Source organism: Klebsiella sp. C360, from assembly GCF_048822415.1.
Taxonomy (GTDB): Bacteria; Pseudomonadota; Gammaproteobacteria; order Enterobacterales; family Enterobacteriaceae; genus Klebsiella; species Klebsiella quasipneumoniae.
This window is the reverse complement of the sequence record NZ_JBMEZZ010000003.1, coordinates 533,493-556,843: the sequence shown is the minus strand read 5'-3', so window position 1 is coordinate 556,843 and position 23,351 is coordinate 533,493. Positions and strand designations below refer to the sequence as shown.

General features: G+C 61.8%; 23 protein-coding genes and 1 pseudogene. 11 read left to right on the top strand and 13 right to left on the bottom strand.

The genetic code is table 11. The features are described from left to right. Window positions 1-27 precede the first annotated feature (27 nt). Window positions 28-1,260 (bottom strand): MFS transporter, encoded by a 1,233-nt coding sequence (locus ACOI7D_RS11605; protein ID WP_050534105.1) that lies wholly within the window; start codon window positions 1,258-1,260, stop codon window positions 28-30. Window positions 1,261-1,535: 275 nt separating this feature from the next. On the opposite strand from ACOI7D_RS11605, the gene ACOI7D_RS11600 reads away from it, so the two are divergent. Together ACOI7D_RS11600 and ACOI7D_RS11595 are read left to right on the top strand one after the other, a co-directional pair. Continuing rightward, window positions 1,536-3,143, top strand: coding sequence for an FAD-NAD(P)-binding protein (locus tag ACOI7D_RS11600; RefSeq protein WP_109547321.1), 1,608 nt, complete (start codon window positions 1,536-1,538; stop codon window positions 3,141-3,143). A gap of 107 nt (window positions 3,144-3,250) precedes the next feature. Then, window positions 3,251-4,351 (top strand): NADH:flavin oxidoreductase/NADH oxidase, encoded by a 1,101-nt coding sequence (locus tag ACOI7D_RS11595; protein WP_087824261.1) that lies wholly within the window; start codon window positions 3,251-3,253, stop codon window positions 4,349-4,351. 228 nt (window positions 4,352-4,579) lie between these two features. Here the strand turns inward: ACOI7D_RS11595 and ACOI7D_RS11590 are convergent, their stop codons facing one another. Then, window positions 4,580-5,068, bottom strand: coding sequence for a hypothetical protein (locus ACOI7D_RS11590; protein ID WP_032452914.1), 489 nt, complete (start codon window positions 5,066-5,068; stop codon window positions 4,580-4,582). An 88-nt stretch (window positions 5,069-5,156) separates the two neighbouring features. After that, window positions 5,157-6,062: a LysR family transcriptional regulator gene (locus ACOI7D_RS11585; protein ID WP_162543119.1), complete on the bottom strand. Its 906-nt coding sequence runs from the start codon at window positions 6,060-6,062 to the stop codon at window positions 5,157-5,159. Window positions 6,063-6,235: 173 nt separating this feature from the next. On the opposite strand from ACOI7D_RS11585, the gene ACOI7D_RS11580 reads away from it, so the two are divergent. Then, on the top strand, window positions 6,236-7,213 hold the full coding sequence (locus ACOI7D_RS11580) for an NAD(P)H-dependent flavin oxidoreductase (protein WP_109547319.1): 978 nt from the start codon (window positions 6,236-6,238) through the stop codon (window positions 7,211-7,213). Window positions 7,214-7,245: 32 nt separating this feature from the next. On the opposite strand, the gene hpxK is transcribed toward ACOI7D_RS11580, so the two are convergent. The 7 genes from hpxK to hpxU all read right to left on the bottom strand — a co-directional run bounded on the left by hpxK (window position 7,246) and on the right by hpxU (window position 13,647). Beyond that, entirely contained in the window at window positions 7,246-8,505 is a 1,260-nt protein-coding gene (hpxK, locus tag ACOI7D_RS11575; RefSeq protein ID WP_060590578.1) for an allantoate amidohydrolase, read from the bottom strand. Beyond that, window positions 8,502-9,743: a pyridoxal-phosphate-dependent aminotransferase family protein gene (locus ACOI7D_RS11570; RefSeq protein ID WP_023289753.1), complete on the bottom strand. Its 1,242-nt coding sequence runs from the start codon at window positions 9,741-9,743 to the stop codon at window positions 8,502-8,504. The genes hpxK and ACOI7D_RS11570 overlap by 4 nt, the downstream gene beginning before the upstream one ends. 15 nt (window positions 9,744-9,758) lie before the next feature. Beyond that, window positions 9,759-10,496, bottom strand: coding sequence for an amino acid ABC transporter ATP-binding protein (locus ACOI7D_RS11565; protein ID WP_002905293.1), 738 nt, complete (start codon window positions 10,494-10,496; stop codon window positions 9,759-9,761). Next, window positions 10,477-11,133 carry an amino acid ABC transporter permease gene (locus ACOI7D_RS11560; protein WP_002905295.1) on the bottom strand — a complete coding sequence of 219 codons (657 nt, stop codon included), beginning with the start codon at window positions 11,131-11,133 and terminating at the stop codon, window positions 10,477-10,479. The genes ACOI7D_RS11565 and ACOI7D_RS11560 overlap by 20 nt, the downstream gene beginning before the upstream one ends. After that, a complete protein-coding gene (locus ACOI7D_RS11555) occupies window positions 11,133-11,798 on the bottom strand; it encodes an amino acid ABC transporter permease (protein ID WP_023289754.1) in 666 nt (221 codons plus the stop codon). Before ACOI7D_RS11555 ends, ACOI7D_RS11560 begins: the two co-directional genes overlap by 1 nt. A 9-nt stretch (window positions 11,799-11,807) precedes the next feature. Further along, window positions 11,808-12,593: a transporter substrate-binding domain-containing protein gene (locus ACOI7D_RS11550; protein WP_023289755.1), complete on the bottom strand. Its 786-nt coding sequence runs from the start codon at window positions 12,591-12,593 to the stop codon at window positions 11,808-11,810. A gap of 214 nt (window positions 12,594-12,807) precedes the next feature. After that, window positions 12,808-13,647, bottom strand: a complete 840-nt coding sequence (gene hpxU, locus ACOI7D_RS11545; RefSeq protein ID WP_023289756.1) for a MurR/RpiR family transcriptional regulator HpxU — start codon at window positions 13,645-13,647, stop codon at window positions 12,808-12,810. Window positions 13,648-13,826: 179 nt separating this feature from the next. On the opposite strand from hpxU, the gene hpxW reads away from it, so the two are divergent. From hpxW to hpxZ, 4 genes are read left to right on the top strand one after another with little or no spacing between them, the layout of a single operon-like run. Then, window positions 13,827-15,413 (top strand): oxamate amidohydrolase, encoded by a 1,587-nt coding sequence (gene hpxW, locus ACOI7D_RS11540; RefSeq protein WP_109547318.1) that lies wholly within the window; start codon window positions 13,827-13,829, stop codon window positions 15,411-15,413. A gap of 10 nt (window positions 15,414-15,423) precedes the next feature. After that, on the top strand, window positions 15,424-15,609 hold the full coding sequence (hpxX, locus tag ACOI7D_RS11535) for an oxalurate catabolism protein HpxX (RefSeq protein ID WP_023289758.1): 186 nt from the start codon (window positions 15,424-15,426) through the stop codon (window positions 15,607-15,609). Then, complete coding sequence (locus ACOI7D_RS11530; protein WP_109547317.1) at window positions 15,606-17,003, top strand: AtzE family amidohydrolase; 1,398 nt, start codon at window positions 15,606-15,608, stop codon at window positions 17,001-17,003. Before hpxX ends, ACOI7D_RS11530 begins: the two co-directional genes overlap by 4 nt. Further along, window positions 17,000-17,386, top strand: a complete 387-nt coding sequence (hpxZ, locus tag ACOI7D_RS11525) for an oxalurate catabolism protein HpxZ (RefSeq protein WP_032452923.1) — start codon at window positions 17,000-17,002, stop codon at window positions 17,384-17,386. The genes ACOI7D_RS11530 and hpxZ overlap by 4 nt, the downstream gene beginning before the upstream one ends. 172 nt (window positions 17,387-17,558) lie before the next feature. On the opposite strand, the gene asd is transcribed toward hpxZ, so the two are convergent. Beyond that, window positions 17,559-18,677, bottom strand: coding sequence for an aspartate-semialdehyde dehydrogenase (gene asd, locus ACOI7D_RS11520; RefSeq protein ID WP_087824257.1), 1,119 nt, complete (start codon window positions 18,675-18,677; stop codon window positions 17,559-17,561). Between the two features lie 321 nt (window positions 18,678-18,998). On the opposite strand from asd, the gene ACOI7D_RS11515 reads away from it, so the two are divergent. The 3 genes and pseudogenes from ACOI7D_RS11515 to fabF all read left to right on the top strand — a co-directional run bounded on the left by ACOI7D_RS11515 (window position 18,999) and on the right by fabF (window position 21,098). Then, window positions 18,999-19,556 (top strand): winged helix-turn-helix transcriptional regulator, encoded by a 558-nt coding sequence (locus ACOI7D_RS11515; RefSeq protein WP_014907566.1) that lies wholly within the window; start codon window positions 18,999-19,001, stop codon window positions 19,554-19,556. Between the two features lie 41 nt (window positions 19,557-19,597). Further along, a pseudogene (locus ACOI7D_RS11510) lies at window positions 19,598-19,804 on the top strand (EmrB/QacA family drug resistance transporter); the annotation flags it as partial. A gap of 19 nt (window positions 19,805-19,823) precedes the next feature. Then, the gene (gene fabF / locus ACOI7D_RS11505) at window positions 19,824-21,098 is read left to right on the top strand and encodes a beta-ketoacyl-ACP synthase II (RefSeq protein ID WP_101861618.1); all 1,275 of its coding nucleotides are present in this window, start codon (window positions 19,824-19,826) and stop codon (window positions 21,096-21,098) included. A gap of 261 nt (window positions 21,099-21,359) precedes the next feature. Here the strand turns inward: fabF and ACOI7D_RS11500 are convergent, their stop codons facing one another. Then, complete coding sequence (locus tag ACOI7D_RS11500) at window positions 21,360-21,851, bottom strand: DMT family transporter (RefSeq protein ID WP_072413231.1); 492 nt, start codon at window positions 21,849-21,851, stop codon at window positions 21,360-21,362. Between the two features lie 9 nt (window positions 21,852-21,860). Then, window positions 21,861-22,295, bottom strand: coding sequence for a DMT family transporter (locus ACOI7D_RS11495; RefSeq protein WP_023289765.1), 435 nt, complete (start codon window positions 22,293-22,295; stop codon window positions 21,861-21,863). Between the two features lie 99 nt (window positions 22,296-22,394). Here ACOI7D_RS11495 and ACOI7D_RS11490 point away from each other — a divergent pair, with 99 nt between their 5' ends. Further along, window positions 22,395-23,330, top strand: a complete 936-nt coding sequence (locus ACOI7D_RS11490) for a LysR family transcriptional regulator (RefSeq protein WP_032456087.1) — start codon at window positions 22,395-22,397, stop codon at window positions 23,328-23,330. Window positions 23,331-23,351 lie beyond the last annotated feature (21 nt).

The following is a 23,351-nucleotide window of genomic DNA, read 5'->3' as shown; positions in this document are numbered from 1 at the left end:
GCGCCTGATTACGCCCGGCGTCAGCCCTTAACGGCTGGTGGAGAGCGGCTGCTGACGCGCCGCTCCGGCAGGTTGCGCCACCCGGCCCTCGCGGCCAAAGAAGGTGAGAATGGTAATGACGATCGCCACCGTCCCGGCCACCAGGGCCATCGCCAGGCCGTAGTTATGCCCGTGGTGCTGGGCAATGGAGGCCTGCAGGGTGGCATTCACCGAGGCCAGCAGATTCCCCAGCTGATAGACGAAACCGGGCAGCACCGCCCGGGTATTGGCCGGGACCAGTTCGTTGAGCCAGGTCGGGATCACCCCCCAGGCGCCCTGCACCATAAACTGCATCAGAAACGCCCCGGCCCCCAGCGCCAGCGAGCCGCTGGCGAAAGCCCACAGTGGGATCACCGGCAGCGCCAGCAGAGCGGCGATCATAATCGCTTTGCGCCGGCCAATCTTCTCCGACAGCGAGCCGAAGAACACCCCGCCGATGATTGAGGCGATGTTGTAGCACACCGCGATAATGCTGACCGTTTCCGGCGCAAACCCGTGCTGGACTTTCAAAAATACCGGGTAGAGATCCTGCGTCCCATGGGAGAAGAAGTTAAAGGCCGCCATCAGCACCACCAGGTACAGGCACAGCTTCCAGTGGCTACGCAGCACCGGCAGCAGAGCCGTGCTCGCTTTACTCTGCCGGGCCGCCAGCCAGACCGGGGACTCCTCGACGCAGAAATAGATAAACGGCAACAGCAGCACCGGGGCGGCGCCAATGACAAACATCCCGCGCCAGCCGAGCTGTGCAAACAGCAGCCCGTAGGCCACGGCCGCCAGCAGATAGCCGAAGGGATACCCCGCCTGGAACAGACCGGACATCAGGCCGCGCGAGCGGTCGGGGATCGTCTCCATCGCCAGCGACGAAGCCACGCCCCAGATCCCGCCCATCGCCACGCCGTACAGCACCCGCAGCAGAAAAAACAGCATCAACGACGGCGCCGCGGCGGAGAGCAGCTCAAAGGCGGAGAAGAAAACGATATTGAGCATCAGAATCGGTTTGCGGCCAAACTTTTCCGCCGCCCTGCCGAAGATCAATGCGCCGACGGGCCGCACGGCCAGGGTCAGCAGAATCGCCAGGGTGACCTCTTCGAGGTCGACGTGAAAGGAGTGGGCGATATCGCTCAGTAAAAAAACCAACAGGAAAAAGTCGAAAGCATCGAGCGTCCAGCTTAAAAAACTGGCGATCGCCGCATTGCGCTGTCGTGAAGTCCAGCCGTGCATCTTGTCATCCCTATCCCGACGGCGTTGCCGGGAGCTTGCGCGGCGTCCGGCAGAGCAGGCTGGTGTCACCGCTTGTGTAAATTGTTTGTATAGAAAGTTGCTCTTTTGTTAATTACACCCCTTTTCCGGCCGTCGGCAAGTTTATTAGCACGCTAATTTGTTTCAAATTGCGTGCGACGACCCACCGGTTCGCTAATTTTCGACCAGAATTAAGGGCAGGCTGGCTTCAGTGCACTGCCCCGATGCCGTATCCACCCACAGGAAGGGAGAGAATCATGAAGAGAATCGCCATCGTCGGCGCCGGGCCGACGGGGATTTACACCTTGTATGAACTGGTGAAGCGCGGTGAGCCGCTATCGATCGCGCTGTTTGAAAAAGAGGCGCAGGCCGGAGTCGGTATGCCCTACAGCGACGATAATACCGCGGCGCAGATGCTGGCCAATATCGCCAGCATTGAGATCCCCCCTATCGACCTGACCTATCTGCAATGGCTGCAGCAGCAGAGCGATGACTGGCTGGCGGCGCGCGGTCTTGAACGGCACGCGCTGCATGAGCGCCAGTTTCTGCCGCGGGTGATCCTCGGCGAGTACTACCGCGACCGCTTTCTGTATCTTGTCCAACGGGCCAGAGACGCCGGCTTCGTGGTGAACGTTTGCGAGTCCTGTGAGGTCACGGATATTGCGGTGCAGCCCGTCGGGATCGCCATCCACACCGACAGCGCGGCGCAGCCGGATATCGTCGATCTGGTGGTGGTAGCCACCGGCCATTTGTGGCCTGAAGAAGAACGCGCCAGCCGGCAATACTTCCCCAGCCCGTGGACCGGCCTGATGGAGGCCCGCATCGCCCCCTGTCGGGTCGGGATCCTCGGGACCTCCTTAAGCGCGATTGATGCCGCCGTGGCGGTTGTAGCCCGCCACGGCGTTTTCCATACTGAACACGACAAAACGACCCATTTTTCCCTGCATCCCGGCAGCGAAGCGCTGGAGATCACGCTGATGTCACGCAACGGCGTGCTGCCGGAGGCCGATTTCTACTGCCCGATCCCGTGGGAGCCGCTGGAGTTCGCCACCCCTGCCGCCCTTGAGGCGGCCGTCGCTCAGGGTAGCGACGGCCTGCTGGAGCGGGTGTTCCAGCTGATCGTCCAGGAGCTGGAATATGCCGCCCCGGCCTGGTGCCAGGCGATGGGGCTGCGCCAGCTGACGCCTGACAGCATCGCCGACGCCTGGTTTGCCGACCGTCTTACCCATGACCCCTTCCAGTGGGCGCAGCGCAATCTGCAGGAGGTGGAGCGCAATAAGCGCGAGCGCCACACGGTGCCCTGGCGCTATGCCATTCTCCGCCTGCACGAGGCGATTGAAACCGTGGTGCCGCAGCTCAACGACGAGGACAGCCGTCGCTTCCGCCAGGGGCTCGCCCGCGTGTTTATCGATAACTACGCCGCGATCCCGCCGGAGTCCATTCGCCGCCTGCTGGCCCTGCACCGGGCGGGCATTCTGCGAATTGTGGCGCTGGGTGAGGATTACGATCTGCAGCGCGAGTCTGACCGGACGCTGATTGTCCATCATCAGCAGCGCTGTGAATTCGATGTCTTTATCGATGCCCGCGGACAGAAAGCGCTGAAAACCCGGGATCTGCCCTTTCCTTCACTGCGCCAGCAGCTGCTGGCCTGCGGCGATGCTATTCCGGACGTTGGTGATGACTACACGCTGCAGGCGCCGGAGGCAGTGCGCGGCCGGGTCGCCTTTGGCGCCCTTCCCTGGCTGATGCACGATCGCCCCTTTGTCCAGGGGCTGACGGCCAGCGCCGAGATTGGCAGCGCAATGGCCCGCGCGGTGTCACAGCAGGCAACCGGCCGGCGGCGCCGTCTCTGGTTTATCGACTAGCGGGACGTTTAAACGCAATATCCGAATAAAGGGGGGCTGGCAGGCGTGCTATAAACAGTGGCTGTTCGCCTCCGAGCAAGACCACGTCTAACATTTACGAGGTACTCATGAGTCATCTTTTTAGCGCGACGCGTATTGGTCAGTTGACGCTGGATAACCGTATCGTTATCGCCCCCATGTGTCAGTACTCTGCCGACGAGGGGAAGGCGACGTCCTGGCACCGGATCCATCTCGGGCAGCTGGCGTTCTCCGGCGCCGGCCTGTTAATTCTGGAAGCCACGGCGGTAGAGCCGGCGGGACGTATCTCGCCGGGGGATCTGGGGCTGTGGGATGATGAAACCGAAAACGCCCTGCGCGCCGTGGTGGAGGATATCCGGGCCTGGTCACCGATCCCTCTGGGGATCCAGCTGGGGCATGCCGGGCGCAAGGCCTCCTGCGCGGCCCCCTGGCAGGGTGGCCATCAGCTGGCGCTCAACCACGGCGGCTGGCAGACCGTCGCCCCCTCCGCGGTGGCGTTTCACGACGGCGATCGCGCCCCGGCCGAGCTGAGCCATGCCGATCTAGGGCGCATCAAAGCGGCCTTTGTCGCCAGCGCATTGCGCGCCCAACGTCTGGGCTTTGAGCTGATTGAGCTGCACGCCGCTCACGGCTATCTGCTGCACCAGTTTCTCTCGCCGCTCAGCAATCAGCGCCGTGACGAGTATGGCGGTTCGCTGGAAAACCGCATGCGCTATCCGCTGGAAGTGTTTAAGGCAATCCGCGAGGCGGTGGGCAACGCCATGGCGGTGGGCGTCAGGTTGTCGGCTACCGACTGGGTCGAAGGCGGCTGGGACGGCGAGCAGTCCATTCAGTTCAGTCAGCAGCTGGAAGCGCTGGGCAGCGACTATATCCATGTTTCCAGCGGCGGATTGTCGCCGCAGCAGGCAATCACCGTCGGGCCGGGGTATCAGTTGCCTTTCGCCCGCGACATTCGCGAGCAGGTAGCCATCCCGGTGATTGGCGTGGGACTGATCACCGACCCGCAGCAGGCGGAAGCGGCGCTGGAGAATGGCGATGCCGACCTTATCGCCCTCGCCCGCGCGGTGCTCTACGATCCGCACTGGCCATGGCACGCCGCAGCCAGCCTTGGCGCCCAGGTTCGCGTACCTTCGCAATATCTGCGCTCCGAGCCGCACGGCCTGAAAGGCACCCTGCTTCCAAACCGCTGAATCCGGAACGGGCATAAAAAAGGGGTATCGTAAGATACCCCTGAGCAGGATGTTATTGCCGTTCTATGTGCCGGGCGGCGGCAACGCCTTGCCCGGCCTACAATACCCGATCATTGCGCAGCCAACTCGCCCCCTTGCAGGCCCGCGCAAGCGCAGCGCAGCCGGGCGCTGTATCAGGCTCCACGCTCTGTTTTTACGGACGGCGGCTGGCCAGGCAAACACCGCGAGTTACTGCTGGGCGGCCGGTGGCGTAGCGTTCTGTTTATCCTTCGCGATACTGTCCTGAATGGCTTTGGTTTTGCTCGCCGCTTCCGCCGAAAGCTGATTGGCGTCGCCGATGGCGTTGTCTTTGATCTGACCCGCCTCTTTGACGATGCGGTCGCTTTCCTGCTTTGCGTTCTGCTTCACCGCATCGGCCTGGGCTTTCGCCTGCTCGGCGATGGCATCCGCTTTCTTGTCCGCCTCCGCCTTGATGGCGCTGGCCTGATCCTTCAGGCGATCGGCCTCGGCGTCGGCCTGGCTTTTCAGCGTATCAATTTGCTTATCCGCATCCTGCTTAATCGCCTGGGCTTTGTCCGCCGCGGCATCCTTCATCTGCTCCGCATTATCTTTGGCCTTATCCAGTTTGTTATCTACTTTCGACGCATCGTCGCAGCCAAACAGGGTCAGGCACAGTGCGGAAGCGAGCAGTGTTTTATTCCAGAGTTTCATCAGCATTCCCTTACAGGTTGAGTCATTATCCAGCCTTGTGATTTATTGCCTTAATAGCATTCACATTTTATATATAAACGCTCAGCCAGCAGAGTCAAGCCGGCGGCGTCCGCGCCAGGGTCGCCACCAGCCCCTGCAGCCAGTCGGCAAAGACCCGCACCTTGTGCGAAAGATGCCGGTGCGGATAGAGCAGCGACAGCGGGCTACGCGGCGCCGGAAAGTCCGGTAAAATTTCCACCAGCTGGCCGCTGTCGATATAGGGCTGTAAAAAGAAGCGCATCCCCTGCAGCATCCCCAGCCCCGCCAGCCCGGCGGCGGTAAAGACTTCCGAGTTGTCCAGCACCAGCTTGCCGGGAATGGCGACCTGCCGGACGCCCGCCGGGGTCTGGAATCGCCAGGGCATAATCTGCCGGCTGCTGCTGTTCACCCAGTTCACCGCCAGGTGCGACTGCAGGTCCTCCAGCGTGGCGGGCGCCCCATAGCGCGCCAGATATTCCGGACTGGCGCAGGTGGTTAACGCCACCTCCCCCAGCGAGCGCGCCACATAGTCGCCATTCTCCAGTTCACCCACCCGCAGCAGGCAATCCAGGCCATCGCGCAGCATATCCCGGCGCACATCGGAGCTGCTGAGGACAATTTCCACCTCCGGATGGGCCTGATAAAAATCCGCCAGATGCGGGATCACCAGCAGCCGTGCAAAAGCGATCGGCATATCGACGCGTAGCTGGCCGCGTATCGGCCGGTCCGGCGCGAACGACTCCAGCAGATCGTCGGCCTGGGAGAGCAGCGGTTTACTGCGGCGATAAAACTCTTCTCCCTCCGGCGTGAGATACAGGCGCCGGGTGGTACGCTGCAGCAGCCTGACCCCGCTCTCCCGCTCCAGCTGCTGCAGCGCTTTGGTCACCGCCGGCCGGTGGAGCTGCAAATTTTCCGCCGCCTGGGAAAAGCTGCCGGCGTCGACGATTTCAATAAAGATTTTAATATTTTCAAACAGATTCATCTGCATTACGTCCCGTCCCCTATCTCATCGTCTGCCGTAATTATTACTAAATTAATAATAGTGATGAAAGTTTTCGCTGATTTTTTAAAACAATAAAGGCGCCTACACTGCCCTCATTGCCGCATCGTTGGGGCGAAAAAAAGATAACTTGTTAACATAAAAGGAAAAATATCATGCAATCTAACCGCGTTGCCCACATTCTGGGTATTGAAAAACCGGTGGTCCAGGGGCCGCTTTCCTGGCTGACCGATGCGCGTCTGGTGGCGGCCGTCGGCAACGCCGGTGGTCTCGGGGTACTGGGCCCGAACGCCGGGCTGACGGCGGCAACCGCCGTCTCCACGCCGGAAGCGACGGCTGAGAAAATGCGCGAAGAGATCCGCAAAACCAAACAGCTGACCGAGAAACCCTTTGGCGTCAATCTGATCCCGACGGCGGAAAACGACATCTGGACGCCGGCGATCCTGCCGGTGATCAAAGCGGAAGGCGTTAAGGTGGTGGTCTACACCGGCTACGGCGACGGTTCGTTAAAACCGGCGCTCTTTGACGAACTGAAAGCCGCCGGGATCACCATTATCTATCGCGATATTAACCCGACGCCTGAGAACAGCCGCCGCGCGGAGCAGGCCGGAGCGGACATTATCGTCGCCACCGGCTTTGACGAAGGCGGCACGCTGCCGGGCACCGCGCTGGGGACCTTCACCATCGTCCCGCTGATTGTTGACGCGGTACAGCGGGTTCCGGTAATGGCCGCGGGGGGGATAACCGATGCCCGAGGGGCGCGTGCCGCTCACGCCCTCGGCGCGGAAGGCGTCTTCGCCGGTTCGGTATTCATCAGCACCGTCGAAAGCCGGGTTCCCGACTCGGTGAAAGCGAAAATTGTCGCCGCCAACGGCCTGGATCTGCGGCTGTTCCGCACCCTGCCGGACTATTACCGCGCTCTGCCCGGCAAACTGAGCGACAAACTGGTGGCCATGGACCGGGCCGGCGCCTCAAAGGCCGAGCTGGCTCAGGCGATGGGCGGTCTGCGCGGAATGCGGCTGGGCATGCTGGAGGGGAATACTGATGAGGGGTATATCTCGGTGGGGGCGGGGATCGGCAATATCCATGCCATCACCTCCGTCGCCGAGGTGGTCAACCGGCTGGCGGTGTAACACCGCCAGCCGGGGTACGGCAACCGGCGCGATCAGGCGTCGGCCACCTGCTCTACCGCCCGGGAGAACGCGTCGATGGCCAGCCCGACGTCAGCGGTGGTGACCGATTCCGCCGGGTGATGGCTGACGCCCCCCAGGCAGCGCACAAACAGCATGGCCGATGGCCAGCGCTCGGCGATGGCGATGGCGTCATGCCCTGCGCCGCTCGGCAGCGTCAGCGAACGCCCCTGCACCGCCACCACCGCCTCGCTCAGCACCGCCTGCAGCTGGCTGTCGCAGGCGGTGGCGGCGATGCGATAATACTCCTCGGCGCTGAAGCTCAGCTGGCGGCGCCCGGCAATGGCCTGCGCCTCCGCCAGCAACTCCTCCAGCAGCGCCGCCAGCGGTGCATCCTGCGGGCCGCGAATATCCAGCGTCAGCTGCACCTCGCCCGGTATCACGTTCACCGCGCCCGGCGCACAGCGCAGGGTGCCGACCGTCGCCACCAGATTGCCGCCACGCTGCCGGGTCAGGCTTTCCACCTGCACCATCCATTCCGCCGCCGCGGCGAGCGCGTCCTTACGATGGAGCATCGGCACCGTGCCGGCATGGCCGGCTTCGCCGGTAAAGCGGCAGTTCAGGCGGCGGGCGCCGTTAATCGCCTCCACTACGCCGAGCGCCAGACCCGCCTGCTCCAGGCACGGCCCCTGCTCGATATGCAGTTCCAGATAGGCGGCGATATCCTGCGGGCGGCGGGCGGCATGGGCGATCCGCGCCGGATCGAGTCCGGCATTCACCAGCGCCTGGGCGACGCTCACCCCGCCGGCATCGCACTGCGACAGCCAGCTTTCAGGCCAGGTGCCGGTGACGCCGCGGCTGCCAAGCAGGGTGATGCCGAAGCGGGTGCCCTCTTCATCGCCAAAACCGACGATCTCGATAGCCTTTGCCAGCCGTCGCCCCTGCTGGTGCAGACGCTGCACCACCTCAATCGCCGTCAGCACGCCGAGCATGCCGTCGTAGCGCCCGGCGTTGCGCACGGTGTCAAGATGAGAGCCCAGCAGCACCGCCGGCGCGCCCTCCTGCACGCCTTCATAGCGACCGCAGATATTGCCGACGCTGTCCTGCCACACCATCATACCGGCGGCCTGCATCCACTGACCCACCAGCTGGTTGGCCTGCAGATGCTCCGGCGACAGATAGACCCGGGTCAGGGCGTCGGCGGTTTCGCTGAGGGCGGCCAGCTGGTCGGCGCGCGCCATTACCCGACTGGCGGCCGCCTCTCTCTCCGCCTGCTGGCGGATGGTATCACTCATAGGTTGCCCTCGGTGCGGTAGTGATCCCAGGCCGCCTGCATCGCCGCGCCCTGGGTGGTGGTGAACTTGAGGTAGTTCAGCACCGCCTCCAGCGCACTGAGGGTCTGCATCACGCAGTCTTTACGCGCGTTATAGCCCATGGTGCCAATGCGCCAGACTTTACCGTGCAGCGGGCCGAACGAGGTGCCAATCTCAATGCCGAAATCTTCCAGCATCAGCTTACGCACCTGGTCGCCGTTGACCCCGTTGGGGATCACCACCCCCAGCACGTTATTCATTTTGTGCCGCAGGTCGCCAAAGGTCTCAAGACCCATCGCCTGGATCCCTTTCAGCAGCGCATCACCGTGCAGCTTGTGGCGGGCGATGCCGTTGTCGAGTCCCTCCTGAAGGATCAGGCGCGCGCACTCCCGGGCGGCGAACAGCGCCGAGGTCGCTTCGGTGTGGTGGTTAAGGCGCTCCGGCCCCCAGTAATCCATCACCATGCCGAGATCGAAATAGTTGGAGTAGATCATCTCGTCGACGCCATCATGGTGGGCGTCGGTGCGGATCCCTTGCTCAATGCAGCGGCGGCGGCGGATCGCCTCTTCCATCCGCGGGCTGAGGGTAATGGGCGAGGTGCCGGAGGGGCCGCCCAGGCACTTCTGCATCCCGGCGGACACTGCGTCCAGCTGCCAGGCGTCGGTTTCCAGCGGGTTGCCGCCGAGCGACGCGGTGGCGTCAGTATAGAAAAGCACGTCGTGGCGACGACAAATCTCCCCCAGCTCAGCCAGCGGCTGCAGCATGGTGGTCGAGGTATCGCCCTGCACGGTAAGCAGCAGGCGCGGGCGCACGCGCTTGATGGCGTCCTCAACCTGGTCCGGGGTAAAGACTTCCCCCCACGGCACCTCGATGGTGTGTACCTCTGCCCGGCAACGGCGCGCAATCTCGCACAGCAGGTGGCCAAACCGGCCGAACACTGGCACCAGCACCTTGTCGCCCGGACGGATCGCCGACACCAGGATCGCTTCGATACCGGCGCGGGAGGTACCGTCCACCAGCATCGTCCAGCGGTTTTCGGTGCGAAACACGCCGCGGTAGAGCGCCATCACTTCATTCATATAGTGGGTCATCGCCGGATCGTACTGCCCCACCAGCTGGCTCGCCATGGCGCGCAGCACGCGCGGGTCGGCGTTGATCGGCCCCGGGCCCATCAGCAGGCGCTGCGGCGGGTTAATTTGCGAAAACTGAGTGATATCCATCTGCCATTCCTTACGTTAGTTAAGACCGCGCACCGAGGAGATAAACTGTTTCAGTTCGGTTGTCTGTGGACTGGCGAACAGCGTTTTGCTGTCACCCTGCTCCCAGACGCGCCCCTGATGCATAAACACCACGCGGTCGCCCACTTCGCGGGCAAAATTCATTTCATGGGTGACGAGGATCAGCGTCATGCCTTCCGCCGCCAGCTGCTCCAGCACCTTCAGTACTTCGCCCACCAGTTCAGGGTCGAGCGCCGAGGTGATTTCGTCACAAAGTAAAACCTTTGGCGACATGGCCAGCGCCCGGGCGATGGCCACGCGCTGCTGCTGGCCGCCGGAGAGGTTGGCCGGGTAATAATCCAGACGGTCGCCGAGCCCGACCTTCTCCAGCATCCGCTGCGCCAGCTCGCGACATTCGGCCTGGGACTTCTTCAGCACCCGCCGCGGGGCCAGCATGACGTTCTCCAGCGCCGTCATGTGCGGAAAGAGATTGAAGTTCTGGAACACCATGCCGATGGAGCGGCTGATCTCCCGGGCCTGGGAATCGCGGTCGGTGATGGTCATGCCCCCGAGCTTGATGCTCCCCTCCTGGTACCCCTCCAGGCCATTGATGCAGCGCAGCAGAGTGCTTTTGCCCGAGCCGCTGCGGCCGATAATCGAGATCACTTCCCCCATGTCGATATCCAGATCGACGCCCTTCAGCACATGGTTGTCGCCGTAGTACTTCTGCATCTGATTAATGGTGATGAGAGGCATTGAATTTGTTCTCCAGATAACGGCTGTAGCGGGACAGCGGATAGCACAGAATGAAATAGCCCAGCGCCACCAGGGCAAACACTTTAAACGGCTGGTAAGTGACGTTGGTCAGCATGGTTCCCGCCTTGGTCAGCTCCACAAAGCCAATAATCGAGGCCAGCGCCGTACCTTTGATCACCTGCACGGCGAACCCCACCGTCGGCGCGATGGCGATGCGCAGCGCCTGCGGCGCCACCACCCGGTACAGGGTCTGGCCGAAGCTCAGCCCGAGACAGCGCGAGGCTTCCCACTGGCCTTTCGGCAGCGCGCGAATGCTGCCGAACCAGATATCCAGCAGAAAGGCGCTGGTGTAGAGCGTCAGGGCCACCGACGCCGCGGTCCATGCCGAGACGTCGATGCCGAACAGCGCCACGCCGAAAAATGCCAGAAACAGCTGCATCAGCAGCGGCGTCCCCTGAAACAGTTCGACGTAGCCGCGGATCAGTCGTTTTACCTGCCGTCCGCCGGTCAGGCGCAGCAGCAGCAACGGTAAGGTCACCAGCGCCCCGCCGGTAAACGCGACCAGAGACAGCAGCACCGTCCAGCGACCGGCCAGCAGCAGGTTGCGGATAATGTCCCAGTCGGTAAAGGTGGTCATCATGCCTGCACTCCCAGCCATTTACGCCCCGCCGCCATCAGCAGCTGACGCATCGCTATCGATAACGCTAAGTAGATCCCGGTGGTCACCAGATAGACCTCAAAGCTCAAAAATGTCCGCGACTGGATCAGGTTGGCGGCGAAGGTCAACTCCTCATAGGAGACCTGCGACACCACCGACGAGCCGAGCATCACGATGATGCACTGGCTGACCAGCGCCGGATAAATCCGCTGCAGCGCCGGGGGCAGCACGACGCGAACGAAGGTTTGCGTCCGGCTGAGTCCGAGCACGCGTCCGGCCTCCCACTGGCCTTTCGGCGTCACCTGAATGCCGGCGCGCACGATCTCGGTGCTGTAGGCCCCAAGGTTAACCACCATCGCCAGCAGCGCCGCTTCGCCGGCGGTCATCTTCAGTCCCAGGTTCGGTAAACCAAAGACGATAAAAAAGAGCTGCACCACGAACGGCGTGTTACGAATGATTTCCACATATCCGCCCCATACCCGGCTGAGGATGCCCGGGCGGCCGCTGCGGATCGCCGCCCCGAGGATGCCGATCGCCAGTCCGCCGATCGTCGCCAGCACCGTCAGCTGCACCGTCACCCACAGGCCGGCCAGCAGCTCCGGCCAGTGCGGCCAGAGCTCAGAAAAATGAAGTTGCTCCGTCATCCACAGACCTTACGCGCCGAGGCTGGCAGGCAGCGGCGCTTTCAGCCACTTCTCAGACAGACCGTTGAGGGTGCCGTCCTTAATGCCCTGCTCGATGAGGGTATCCACTTTCGCCTTCAGCGCCGGTTCGTTCTTTTTCAGCCCGATAAAGCACGGCGAGTCCTTCAGCATAAAGCTCGGCACCGGCGCTTTGTCGGCGTTCTGCCGGGCGATGGCCGCCACCACCAGGTTCCCGGTGGCGACATACTGCACCTGGCCTGACAGATAGGCCGACAGGGTGGTGTTATTGTCCTCGTAGCGCTTAATCTGCGCCGCCTGCGGCGCCACGCTGGTCAGCACCATGTCTTCCACCGCCCCGCGGGTCACGCCGACGCTTTTACCGCTCAGCGCGGCCGCGTCCTTCAGCTCCGCCCCTTTCGGGCCAAACACCCCGAGGAAGAACGGCGCGTAGGCGCGGCTGAAGTCGATCACTTTCTCACGCTCAGCGTTTTTGCCGAGGCTGGAGATCACCAGGTCCACCTTATCCGTCTGCAGATACGGCACGCGGTTGGCGCTGGTTACCGGGACCAGCTGCAGCTTGAGCTTCATCGACTTCGCCAGATAGCGCGCCATGTCGATGTCATACCCCTGCGGCTGCAGGTCGGTCCCCACCGAGCCGAATGGCGGAAAATCCTGGGGTACGGCAATGCGGATGACGCCGCGTTTTTCAATATCCTGGAGCTGGTCAGCCTGAGCGGCGGAAACAGATGAAAGGAGACAAGCGGCCCCGGCCAGTGCGATCAACAGTTTCTTCATGATGTTTACCCGTTACGTTAGCATGAAACAAAAGATTCTTTGAATCTGTTTTTGCAACTAATGTGCCAGATGCGGCCGATGCGAGGGTTGGCGAGGAATTAACGCAAAAAGTGAGAACGGACAGGGAGTAAGGAGCAGAAGAGTAAAAATCGACGGCGCCAGAACGCGGAACCAAATGCACCATATTGATGCACAGCACCACGCTGGCGCCCCATCAGCGTTGTTCCAGCTCGTCCAGCTGCTGATAAAGCGTAGCGATATCGTGGATCCGCGGACGACCGCTGTCGAGCGTTTCATGCAGAAAGGCATTGGCCAGCAGATTGATCAGACTGTTGACCGAGGCATAGCTGTCGTAAGCCGAGACGCTGTCCAGCGGCGCGCAGAGCTGCCAGCGGGAGAGCGGGAACAGGCTGTGGGCCTGCGGCTCGCACATTAACAGAACCGGCACCCCGTCGCGCTGCAGCTGCTGCAGCAGCGGGCGCACGATCCGCGGCCGCCGGCGAAACGCCATCATCACCACCAGGTCATCGGCGGTCAGGTCGACCAACTCTTCGCTGAGGCTCTGCCCCGGCTGGGGCAGCACCAGCACCTGACCGCGAGCCTGCAGCAGCTGCTGGCGCAGGTGTAGCGCCGCCGGATAGGCATTGCGCATGCCAATCACCACAATGCGGCGCGCGGCCACCATCGCCGTCAGCGCCTCGGCGAACTGGTGAGCGTCAAGAGCATTGACCCATTGGGTGAGGTTCGCCATCTCCTGCTTATAATGACGCGCCAGCAGCGTGTTACCCTGCACCGCGTCGCGCTGGTCGGTCAGCGGCATTCCGCTCTGGCGCAGGGTGCGCAGTTCATCGCGCATGTCCTTATATTTGTCATAGCCCAGGCGCTTGAACAGCCGGCTGACGGTGGCTTTCGACACGCCGCTCAGCTGCGCCAGCTCGGCGCTGTTGTAGCTTATCAGGTCATCAAAGTGGTCAAAGATGAAATCCGCCACCCGCTGCTCCTGCGGCGACAGCGAGGCGTATTGCCCTTTCAGTCGTTCATCGAGTTGTTGCATAGCGCCCCTGTAACTTTCGTTTCATCATCCATCCCTCATCATACTGTATCTGCTATGCCTTACACATAGCGTGCCAGCGGGAAAATTCCGGTCATTGTTTTTATCAATGAAACGAAACGTTCAGAGATGGAACAGCTTTTGCAGTGTTCTGCGGGTGATTCGTTCAGAAAGGATAATTTATGCACAGTAGCAACGTTTCGACCCACGGCATGGCGGTCGCTCCTCACCACCTCGCCAGCCAGAGCGCGCTGGCCATCCTGCGCGAGGGCGGCAGCGCCATTGAAGCGATGGTGGCTGCCGCCGCAGCCATCGCCGTCGTCTATCCGCACATGAACGGCCTGGGCGGGGATGGTTTCTGGCTGATCGTGCCTCCCGGGGGGGATCCCATCGCCATTGACGCCAGCGGTGCGGCCGGCTCGCTGGCCACCCTCGAGGCCTATGCCGGTCAGCGGCATATCCCCCACCGGGGGCCGCAGGCTGCGCTGACCGTCGCCGGTACCGTCAGCGGCTGGGACGAGGCGCTGCGAATTTCACGGGACTTAACCGGCCGCGCGCTGCCGGTGGCGAGCCTGCTGGCCGATGCTATCGGTTATGCCGAAGACGGCATTCCGGTCACCGCCTCCCAGGCCCATGCCACCGCCAGCAAACTGGAAGAGCTGCGCCACCAGCCGGGCTTCAGCGAAACCTGGCTGGCGGCGGGCGAGCCCCCCCGGGCCGGCAGCCGCTTTCGCCAGCCCGCCCTCGCCGGAACCCTGCGCATGCTGGCCAGCGACGGTCTCGACAGTTTCTATCGCGGCCCGCTGGCCGAACGTCTCGCCCAGGGGATGGCCGCGCTGGGGATGCCCGTCACCCTCGGCGACCTGCAGGCCCACCGCGCCCGGCGCCCGGCGCCGCTGACGCTCCAGCACCGACAGGGCACGCTGTGGAACCTCGCCCCGCCGACGCAGGGGCTGGTGTCGCTGGCGATCCTCGGCATCACTGACCGTCTGAACATGGCCGACGCCGACGAGGCGCAAACGGTGCATCGCATCGTCGAAGCCACCAAGCGGGCGTTTGCCCTGCGCGATGCGCATATCACCGATCCGCGCCATCTGGATGTCGACGTTCAGCAACTGCTGACTCCGGAGGCGCTGCAGCCGCTGGCCGACAGCATCGACGACGCCAGCGCTTCGCCCTGGGGCGGCGGCAAAGGCCCGGGCGATACCGTCTGGATGGGCGTCGTGGATAACAGCGGCCTGGCGGTGTCATTCATTCAGAGCATCTATCACGAGTTTGGCAGCGGCGTGGTGATCCCGGACACCGGGATCGTCTGGCAAAACCGCGGGGCGGCCTTCAGCCTCGATCCGCAGCATCTTCTGGCGCTGGCGCCAGGCAAACAGCCGTTCCATACCCTCAACCCCGCCGCGGCGCGCCTGAACGATGGCCGGGTGATGGTCTATGGCTCGATGGGCGGCGACGGTCAGCCGCAGACCCAGGCGGCGCTGTTTACCCGCTATATCCTGCAGGGGGCGCCGCTGCAGGAGAGCATCTCCCGGCCGCGCTGGCTGCTGGGCCGCACCTGGGGCCAGTCCTCGGATTCACTGAAGCTGGAGGGACGCTTTGCCCCCGCCTGCATCGCTCGCCTGCGCGAGCTGGGGCACGAGGTGGAAGTGCTGGCCGATTTCAGCGAGGCGATGGGCCACGCCGGGGCCATTGTCCGCCATCCCAACGGCCTGCTTGAAGGGGCTACCGATCCACGCAGCAACGGCGCCGCCGCCGGATACTAAGGAGCAGACCATGACCACACAGCCAGACTGGAGCGAGTATCTGACGCAGATGACCCACCTGTTGCGCCTGGAGCTGGATGCGCCGCGCCGTGAGGAGCTGGAGCGCCAGTTTGCCCGCATCGCCGCCATGGCGCAGCCGCTGATGGACTATCCCCTCGGGCCGCGCGACGACATTGCGGGGGTGTATAAAGCATGACACTTCACCATTTCACCATCGCCGAGATCCAGCGTGCGCTGCACGAGGGCGAACTGAGCGCCCGGGAGATCGCCTGTCAGACGCTGGACGATATCGCCCGCGTGAATCCGCAGATCAACGCCTGGACCGAGGTCACCGCCCAGCGCATGCTGGCGGAGGCCGACAGCATCGACGCCCTGCGCCGGGAAAAGCGCCCCCTGCCGCCGCTGGCGGGCATTCCCTACGCGGTGAAAAATCTGTTTGATGTCGCCGGGCACACCACCCTCGCCGGCGCGGAACTGCTGAGCGACCGGCCGCCGGCAGCCAGCGACAGCTGGGCGGTGCGCCAGCTGCATAGCGCCGGCGCCCTGCTCAGCGGGATGCTCAATATGGATGCCTACGCCTACGGCTTCACCACCGAAAACAGCCACTATGGCGCGACGCATAACCCGCACGATCTGTCGCGGATCGCCGGCGGATCTTCCGGCGGTTCGGCCGCGGCGGTGGCGGCCGGGCTGGTCCATTTCAGCCTCGGCAGCGATACCAACGGCTCGATCCGCGTCCCCGCGTCGCTGTGCGGGATCTTTGGCCTGAAACCCACTTTCGGCCGCCTCTCCCGCTCCGGCAGCCATCCGTTTGTCGCCAGTCTGGATCATATTGGTCCCTTTGCCCGCCGGGTGGCCGACCTCGCCGCGGTGTATGACGCCCTGCAGGGGCGCGACCCGGCCGATGACTTTCAGGCCGATAAAGCCAGCGAGCGCACCGGCAACCTGCTGGAGCGCGGGCTGGAGGGTCTGCGCTGCGCGCGGCTGGGGGGCTATTTCACCACCTGGTGCGATGACGACGCCCGGGCGGCCGTGGATCGGGTCGCCCACGCGCTGGGCGCCGACAGCGAGCTGCAGTTCGCGGATGCCGCCCTGGCCCGCTCGGCGGCCTTTATCATCAGCGCCAGCGAAGGCGGCAATCAGTATCTGCCGGATCTTCGCCACTCGCCCGAGCGCTTTGAGCCTCACTCCCGCGAGCGGCTGCTGGCCGGGGCGATGATCCCCTCCGCATGGTATCTGCAGGCCCAGCGCTTCCGCCGCCATGCCCGCCAGGCGATGAAATCCCTGTTCAGTCAGGCCGATGTGCTGATCGCCCCGGCCACCCCATGCAGCGCCACGCTGATTGGCGCCGAGGAGATGGTGATTAACGGCCAGCCGCTGCCGGTGCGCGCCAGCATGGGAATGCTGACGCAGCCGATCTCCTTCCTCGGGCTGCCGGTGGCGACCGTGCCCCTGCGTACCGCCAGCGGCAAGCCGATTGGCCTGCAGCTGATTGCCGCGCCGTTTAACGAACAAGCCTGTCTTCGCGCCGCGCGGGCGCTGGAAGCGATGGGCATTACCGATGCCCGAGTGGCGGAGAGTGCAGCATGATCAATCTGGATAATATAGACCGCCCGGCGATCCTCGCCGAGGTGACGGCGGCGTTTTATCAGTATGAAGAGGCGCTGGTAAGCAATAACATCGAGGCGCTGGATGCGCTGTTCTGGCACGACCCGCGCACCGTACGGCTGGGAGCCGGCGAAAACCTGTATGGCATCGAGGCGATCCGCGCCTTTCGCGCCGCCCGCCCCGCCGCCGGTCTGGCCCGCGATCTGCGCCATACCATCATCACCACCTTTGGCGCGGACATGGCGGTGTGCAGCACCGAGTTCACCCGCGAAGGCAGCGCCCGCCCTGGACGCCAGCAGCAGACGTGGGTGCGTTTTCCCTATGGCTGGCGGATTGTCGCCGCCCAGGTCAGTCTGATGGACTGAGGGGAACAATACCGATTATGGCCAGGTGGATACCGTCTCCCCTGGCCATTCCCGGACCGGTAAAAATGGAGTTATTGACGATGGTCAGGATGATTGAGGGCTGCTGAATCAGCAGATAGTCTTGCGCTGAAAAGGTCATTTCTGCCGCAGGCCTGTCAGGCAGCACCAGTCATTACACTTTGCCAAGCAGGATATTTAACATACGGCGCAAGGGTTCCGCCGCGCCCCATAACAGCTGATCGCCCACCGTCAACACCGAGTAGATCGGCTCATTATTTAGCGACATTTTCTTGTAGCGGCCAATACCCACCTGCAGCGAACCGCTAATAGCAGCCGGGGTCAGTTTACTGACACTCTCTGGCTTATTATTGGGGATATAGTTTACCCACGGATGGGAATGGGTCACTAACTCTGCGAATTCCGTTTCGCTGACCTCACGTTTAAGTTTAAGGGTAATGGCAGCGCTGTGGCAGCGGATCACGCCGACCCGAATACATAAACCATTAACCGGGATGGCGCCGGGCGCAAGGCCAAGTATTTTATTGGTTTCCGCCTCACCCTTCCATTCTTCGCGGCTATTTCCATCGCCTAAATCGCTGTCGATCCATGGAATAATGCTGCCCATCAGTGGGACGCCAAAATTCTCCACCGGCATGCCGGCGCTATTAATCAGCTCACTCACTTTATTGACTAAAGGCAGCACGGAACCTGATGCCGCCAGTTCATCAGCGGACAAATGCTGGCTGATATACGCGCTTTGCGCGATCAATTCCCGTACCTGTTTAGCGCCCGCCCCGGAGGCAGACTGATAGGTCATGACGCTCATCCATTCGATCAGATCAGCCTTGATCAGCCCGGCCAGCCCCATCAGGCTCAGCGTAATGGAGCAGTTGCCGCCGACAAACAGTTTCACTCCCGCTTTCACCGCACGATCGATATTATCGCGATTGACCGGGTCGAGAATAATGCAGGCGTTCTCATCCATTCGCAGCGCCGAAGCGGCGTCGATCCAGTACCCTTGCCAGCCCGAGTGAATTAACGCCGGATAGATGGCTTTGGTATAATCCCCGCCCTGACAGGTGATGATAATATCCATTTCGGCGAGGGCGCTCAGGGAATTCGCATCTTTCAGTCTGTCGCTTTTACCATTAATAACCGGGCCCGCGGCACCCGCACTTGAGGTACTAAAAAAATGCGCTGAAATATCGTCGAAATCATTCTCTTCGATCATTCGCTGCAACAATACTGAGCCAACCATGCCCCGCCAGCCAACAATACCCACCTGCTTCATTTATTTAACCTTAAAAAGTTGAGAATATTAATTTGCCTTCGCCATACCTTATATCGTATCCCCCAATAAAGGTCATTACCCATCACATCGATTTCTATGATTATTAAAATGTTTCATCTGCCATCAGCGGTTTTTATCTCTTATTACGGTAAATCAGAAATAAGCAGGCGGCGGAGACTGTCCCGCTTTCAGCATTCAAAGGAAGAAATGACGTAGCGGAACGCCAGCGGCTGCTCCCCTCACAGTTATCAAGAGTAACTTGCATTTTGATAGTGACTATGTCAATTTGCTGGCAACAGCCACCTGCTCCCTGGACCGCCCATGAAAAATGAACCGCTTTGCCACGCTCCCTGCCCCATCGCCCGTAGCCTGGGCCGCATCGGCGACAGCTGGAGCATCATGATCCTGCGCGACGCCTTTGCGGGCTTTACCCGCTTCGACGAATTTCAGAAAAGCAGCAACGTCGCGCCCAATATTCTGTCGCGCCGCCTGAAGGCGCTGGTCGACGACGGGCTGCTGGAGAAGGTCTGCTACAGCAGCACGCCGCCCCGCTACGAATACCACCTCACCCCGCGCGGCCGCGATTTCCGCATGGTGCTGCTGGCGCTGGCGGAATGGGGTAATCGCCACTTCGCCCCCGAAGGCCGTCAGATGCAGCTGGTGGAAACCGCCACCCAGCGACGGGTGGAGCCAGTCATGGTGGATAAAGCGACCGGGGAAGAGATTATTCCGGGTAAATACGCCATGGTGCCGGGCCCCGCCGCCTCGCCGCTGATGAAATATCGTCATGAATATCTGCTGCGCAAACGCGAAGGCGATAGCGGGCAAAAATTCCAGCCTGAACCTTACAGAGATGCCAGCAATGAATCCGGCCAGTAAGAAAAGCGTCCTCGTTCTGGCGGCCATCTGAATAACGCCAGGATTTTGTTCAGCGCAGCGCGGCAAACTTCACCGTCCAGGGGATCTCGCCGGATGCCGCGCAGACGGCGGCGCTGAAAAATCTTTCCGCGCTGGCGCTGCGGGAGGCGCGAACCCAGGCATTTTCCGATGCTTTCTACCTCATCATGATGGGTTTTTTACTTGCCGCGCTGCTGGTTCCCTTGATGAAAAAGCCGCCGGCACACTGATACTACAGGAGAGTTAACTATGGGCGTTTCCGTTAAACGCATTGTCGTCACCGGGATGGGGATTGTCAGCCCGCTGGGCTGCGGCGTACAGCACGTCTGGCAGTCGCTGCTGGCAGGAAAATCAGGGATTACCCGGCTCAGCGAGCAGCTGGTCGCGGATATTCCCTGCAAAGTGGCCGGCCAGGTGCCGTCCATTGACAGCGATCCGCTGCACGGCTTCGACCCGCTGGCGACCATCCCGGCGAAAGAGCGCAAAAAGATGGATCGTTTTATCGAGTTTGCGCTGGTCGCCGCGCGTGAAGCGCTGACTCAGGCCGGTTGGTCGCCGGCATCTGCGGCCGAACAGGAACGCACCGCCACGGTGATCGCCACCGGGATCGGCGGGTTCAGCGAGATCGCCAATGCGGTACATACCACCGATGAGCGCGGGCCGCGTCGCCTCTCCCCGTTCACCATTCCCTCTTTTCTGGCCAACCTGGCCGCCGGGCATGTGTCTATCGCTCACGGTTTCCGGGGCCCCATCGGCGCGCCGGTCACCGCCTGCGCGGCGGGCGCCCAGGCCATTGGCGATGCGGCGCGGATGATCCGCAGCGGCGAGGCGGATATCGCCCTCTGCGGCGGCGCGGAAGCGGCAATACATCGCGTTAGCCTTGCCGGGTTCGCCGCGGCAAGGGCGCTCTCCAGCGCCTCCAGCGACCAGCCGGAAGCCGCTTCCCGCCCCTTTGACCGCGACCGCGATGGATTTGTGATGGGAGAAGGCGCCGGGCTTATCGTGATCGAGTCGCTGGAGCACGCGCTGGCGCGCGGCGCCACGCCGCTGGCCGAGCTGGTGGGCTACGGCACCAGCGCAGATGCTTATCACCTGACCGCGGGCCCGGAAGACGGTAACGGCGCGCGTCGGGCCATGGAAACCGCCCTTCGCCAGGCCGGAGTGACCGCTGAAGAGATTGACCATATCAACGCCCACGCCACCTCGACCCAGGTCGGCGATAAAGGCGAGCTGGCGGCGATTAAAACGCTGTTTGGCGCACATCCCGTCGCCATTACCTCGACGAAATCCGCCACCGGCCATCTGTTAGGCGCGGCAGGCGGGATTGAGGCCATCTTCACCATTCAGGCGCTGCGTGACCAGGTGGTGCCGCCGACGCTGAACCTGCATCACCCCGATGAAGAGGCGGCAGGTCTTAACCTGGTGGCGCTGGAGGCCCGCCCGCAGAAGATGCGCTATGCGCTGTCGAACGGTTTTGGCTTTGGCGGGGTTAACGCCAGCCTGCTGCTGAAACGCTGGGAATAATCGTCAACTCCCCCGCCGGCGCGGGCTGGCGGGGGAGCTCCACCCGGACACCCTACGCTGTCGCGGGTATCACTTGTCCACCTTGCTCCTGTGTTCTCTGCTGACGCTGAAAAATTCGCTACCAACGCTGAAGCCGGGTGAGCGGCCCCTTTCTCTTAAGGTCAAAAAATGGGAGCCACTGACGCGTTGCTGCGAAAACGGGTGCGTTAGGGTTTTGGCGTCCTGCAGACCAAAACCGATGTTAATGACGAAGACCTGAGCTTATGTGTTAGCGTTTTCCTGCTGCCTGGGGGGTATCGCCGTTGCGGCTTTTGACCTGCTGCTGGCGTAAATAAAGAACAGCGCAATACCCAGGCAGACAATGGCGCCGATTCGGCTCAGCGAGAATGGAATCGCCGCATTGCCCAGCCAGCCGAAGTTATCGATCAGCATGCTCATGGTTAACTGGCCAAAAATGACGGCGACCGTAGCCACTGCTGCGCCAATACGCTGGACGGCCAGCACCATAATGACGATATACGGCACGCCAAACATTGCGCCCAGCAGTTGCCATTTAGGCACATCCATCAGCGTCAGGGTGTGTTTGGGTTCGAAGAAGAAGATCAGCAATCCCGTCACCAGCGCGCCGACAGAAAATGTCAGGAACGCGCTTTTGAATACGCCGACCTTGCTGCCCAGCTGGCCATTGATAGCCGCCTGGATACTCAGCATGGCACCACCGGCGACGGCGAGCAGAATCATGATAATAGTCATAATGTTACTTTACCCCTGTGCAACCATAACCAGCGCTGCAATGATGAAAATCAGCGCAATGATACGTTTACTGTCAATTTTCCTGCGCGACGTACCGAGCAGGCCGAAGTGATCAATCATCAGGCTCTTGAACACCTGACCTGCCAGAATGCCGATCATCGTCATGGCGATGCCGATTGCCGGCGTTACCACGGTCAGAATGATGACGTAGATCGGCCCAAGCACGCCGCCGAGCAGCTGCCACGCAGGTTGCGCAAAGAATGACGGGCTGTTGCGCGGGCTGAAAAAAAGCATCAGCAGAAAGGTCAGCGCCGCACCCACGCCGAATATGCTAAAGGTAGCCCAGAGGTCACCGACCTCCCCACCCAGTGGCCCGAGTAATCCTGCCTCTATGGACAGTCCCATGCCTCCGGCAATGACGATAAAAATCAATATGAGTTGCATAGCAATCAGTCTCCCGTAGTTCAGGCGGAGAAGATTACGACTTAATATGGATGAGAAAAATGCCATAATGAGATAAACACCTGTGCAGGATATGCATTAATGAATGAGCTCGGGAACATCAGTATTCGCGCCCTGCTGATTTTTATAGACGTTTATGAGACGCAGAATTTCTCTGTGGTGGCCCGGCGGGAAGGGATATCTGCCTCTCAGGTTTCGCGCGTCATCCATCAGATGGAGGATGTGCTCGGGCAGCAGCTTTTTTACCGCAATACCCGGGCGATAATTCCGACGGAAAGCGGCCATCTTTTTATCCGCTATGCGCGAGCCATGACTGGCAGCATGGAGGAGGCGCGGCGGGAACTCAACGAGAGAACCCTTGAGCCTTCCGGAATGGTGCGCATAAACGCACCGGTGTTCTTCGGACAGCGCCATGTCGCCCCCGCGTTACCCGGCCTGACGGCGCGATATCCGAAGCTCAGCATTGAGCTTACCCTGACTGATGATTACATCGATCCGCACCGCGAGCCGGCTGACGTAATTTTCCGCATTGGCGTGCTGACGGATTCCGCATTTCATGCGCGCGTGTTTGGCCAGCAGTTCTATCATCTTGCCGCGTCACCGGATTACATCCGCCGGCACGGCATGTTGGGATCACCCGAAGAGCTGGCGCGGCATAAATGCCTGGTCTATCGCGGTTCGTCAGGACCAAACCAATGGCTGCTGCGCAGGCACGGAGAAGAATGGGTGCACTACCCCGTCTCGCCCCTGATGTCATCGAATAATGCTGAAACTCTGCTGATTGCCGCGCTCGGGGGAATGGGGATTGTGCTGTTTCCTGACTGGCTGATTGGAGACCGGCTGAAGCGCGGCGAGCTTGTCGAACTGCTGCCGGAGCTGGATACGTCTATAAAAACGGAGCCACAGCATATCGCGGCAATCTATCCGAATGCCCGCCACCCTCCTCTGAACGTTCGGGCGATTATCGATTACTACCTGGACGCGTTTGGTTCACCGCTTTACTGGCAGTCTGAATAAGACAGGCGATGTTATTGCCCG

Coding starts and splice junctions, on each gene's coding strand:
- asd (WP_087824257.1), bottom strand. CDS start 18,677: ATGAAGCAGGTGGGTATTGTTGGCTGGCGGGGCATGGTTGGCTCAGTA.
- hpxK (WP_060590578.1), bottom strand. CDS start 8,505: ATGAGTGATACCATCCGCCAGCAGGCGGAGAGAGAGGCGGCCGCCAGT.
- ACOI7D_RS11490 (WP_032456087.1), top strand. CDS start 22,395: ATGAATGAGCTCGGGAACATCAGTATTCGCGCCCTGCTGATTTTTATA.
- ACOI7D_RS11555 (WP_023289754.1), bottom strand. CDS start 11,798: ATGACGGAGCAACTTCATTTTTCTGAGCTCTGGCCGCACTGGCCGGAG.
- ACOI7D_RS11530 (WP_109547317.1), top strand. CDS start 15,606: ATGACACTTCACCATTTCACCATCGCCGAGATCCAGCGTGCGCTGCAC.
- fabF (WP_101861618.1), top strand. CDS start 19,824: ATGGGCGTTTCCGTTAAACGCATTGTCGTCACCGGGATGGGGATTGTC.
- ACOI7D_RS11600 (WP_109547321.1), top strand. CDS start 1,536: ATGAAGAGAATCGCCATCGTCGGCGCCGGGCCGACGGGGATTTACACC.
- ACOI7D_RS11565 (WP_002905293.1), bottom strand. CDS start 10,496: ATGCCTCTCATCACCATTAATCAGATGCAGAAGTACTACGGCGACAAC.
- hpxZ (WP_032452923.1), top strand. CDS start 17,000: ATGATCAATCTGGATAATATAGACCGCCCGGCGATCCTCGCCGAGGTG.
- ACOI7D_RS11500 (WP_072413231.1), bottom strand. CDS start 21,851: ATGACTATTATCATGATTCTGCTCGCCGTCGCCGGTGGTGCCATGCTG.
- ACOI7D_RS11595 (WP_087824261.1), top strand. CDS start 3,251: ATGAGTCATCTTTTTAGCGCGACGCGTATTGGTCAGTTGACGCTGGAT.
- ACOI7D_RS11585 (WP_162543119.1), bottom strand. CDS start 6,062: ATGAATCTGTTTGAAAATATTAAAATCTTTATTGAAATCGTCGACGCC.
- ACOI7D_RS11590 (WP_032452914.1), bottom strand. CDS start 5,068: ATGCTGATGAAACTCTGGAATAAAACACTGCTCGCTTCCGCACTGTGC.
- ACOI7D_RS11580 (WP_109547319.1), top strand. CDS start 6,236: ATGCAATCTAACCGCGTTGCCCACATTCTGGGTATTGAAAAACCGGTG.
- ACOI7D_RS11605 (WP_050534105.1), bottom strand. CDS start 1,260: ATGCACGGCTGGACTTCACGACAGCGCAATGCGGCGATCGCCAGTTTT.
- ACOI7D_RS11560 (WP_002905295.1), bottom strand. CDS start 11,133: ATGACCACCTTTACCGACTGGGACATTATCCGCAACCTGCTGCTGGCC.
- hpxU (WP_023289756.1), bottom strand. CDS start 13,647: ATGCAACAACTCGATGAACGACTGAAAGGGCAATACGCCTCGCTGTCG.
- ACOI7D_RS11515 (WP_014907566.1), top strand. CDS start 18,999: ATGAAAAATGAACCGCTTTGCCACGCTCCCTGCCCCATCGCCCGTAGC.
- ACOI7D_RS11495 (WP_023289765.1), bottom strand. CDS start 22,295: ATGCAACTCATATTGATTTTTATCGTCATTGCCGGAGGCATGGGACTG.
- ACOI7D_RS11570 (WP_023289753.1), bottom strand. CDS start 9,743: ATGGATATCACTCAGTTTTCGCAAATTAACCCGCCGCAGCGCCTGCTG.
- hpxW (WP_109547318.1), top strand. CDS start 13,827: ATGCACAGTAGCAACGTTTCGACCCACGGCATGGCGGTCGCTCCTCAC.
- hpxX (WP_023289758.1), top strand. CDS start 15,424: ATGACCACACAGCCAGACTGGAGCGAGTATCTGACGCAGATGACCCAC.
- ACOI7D_RS11550 (WP_023289755.1), bottom strand. CDS start 12,593: ATGAAGAAACTGTTGATCGCACTGGCCGGGGCCGCTTGTCTCCTTTCA.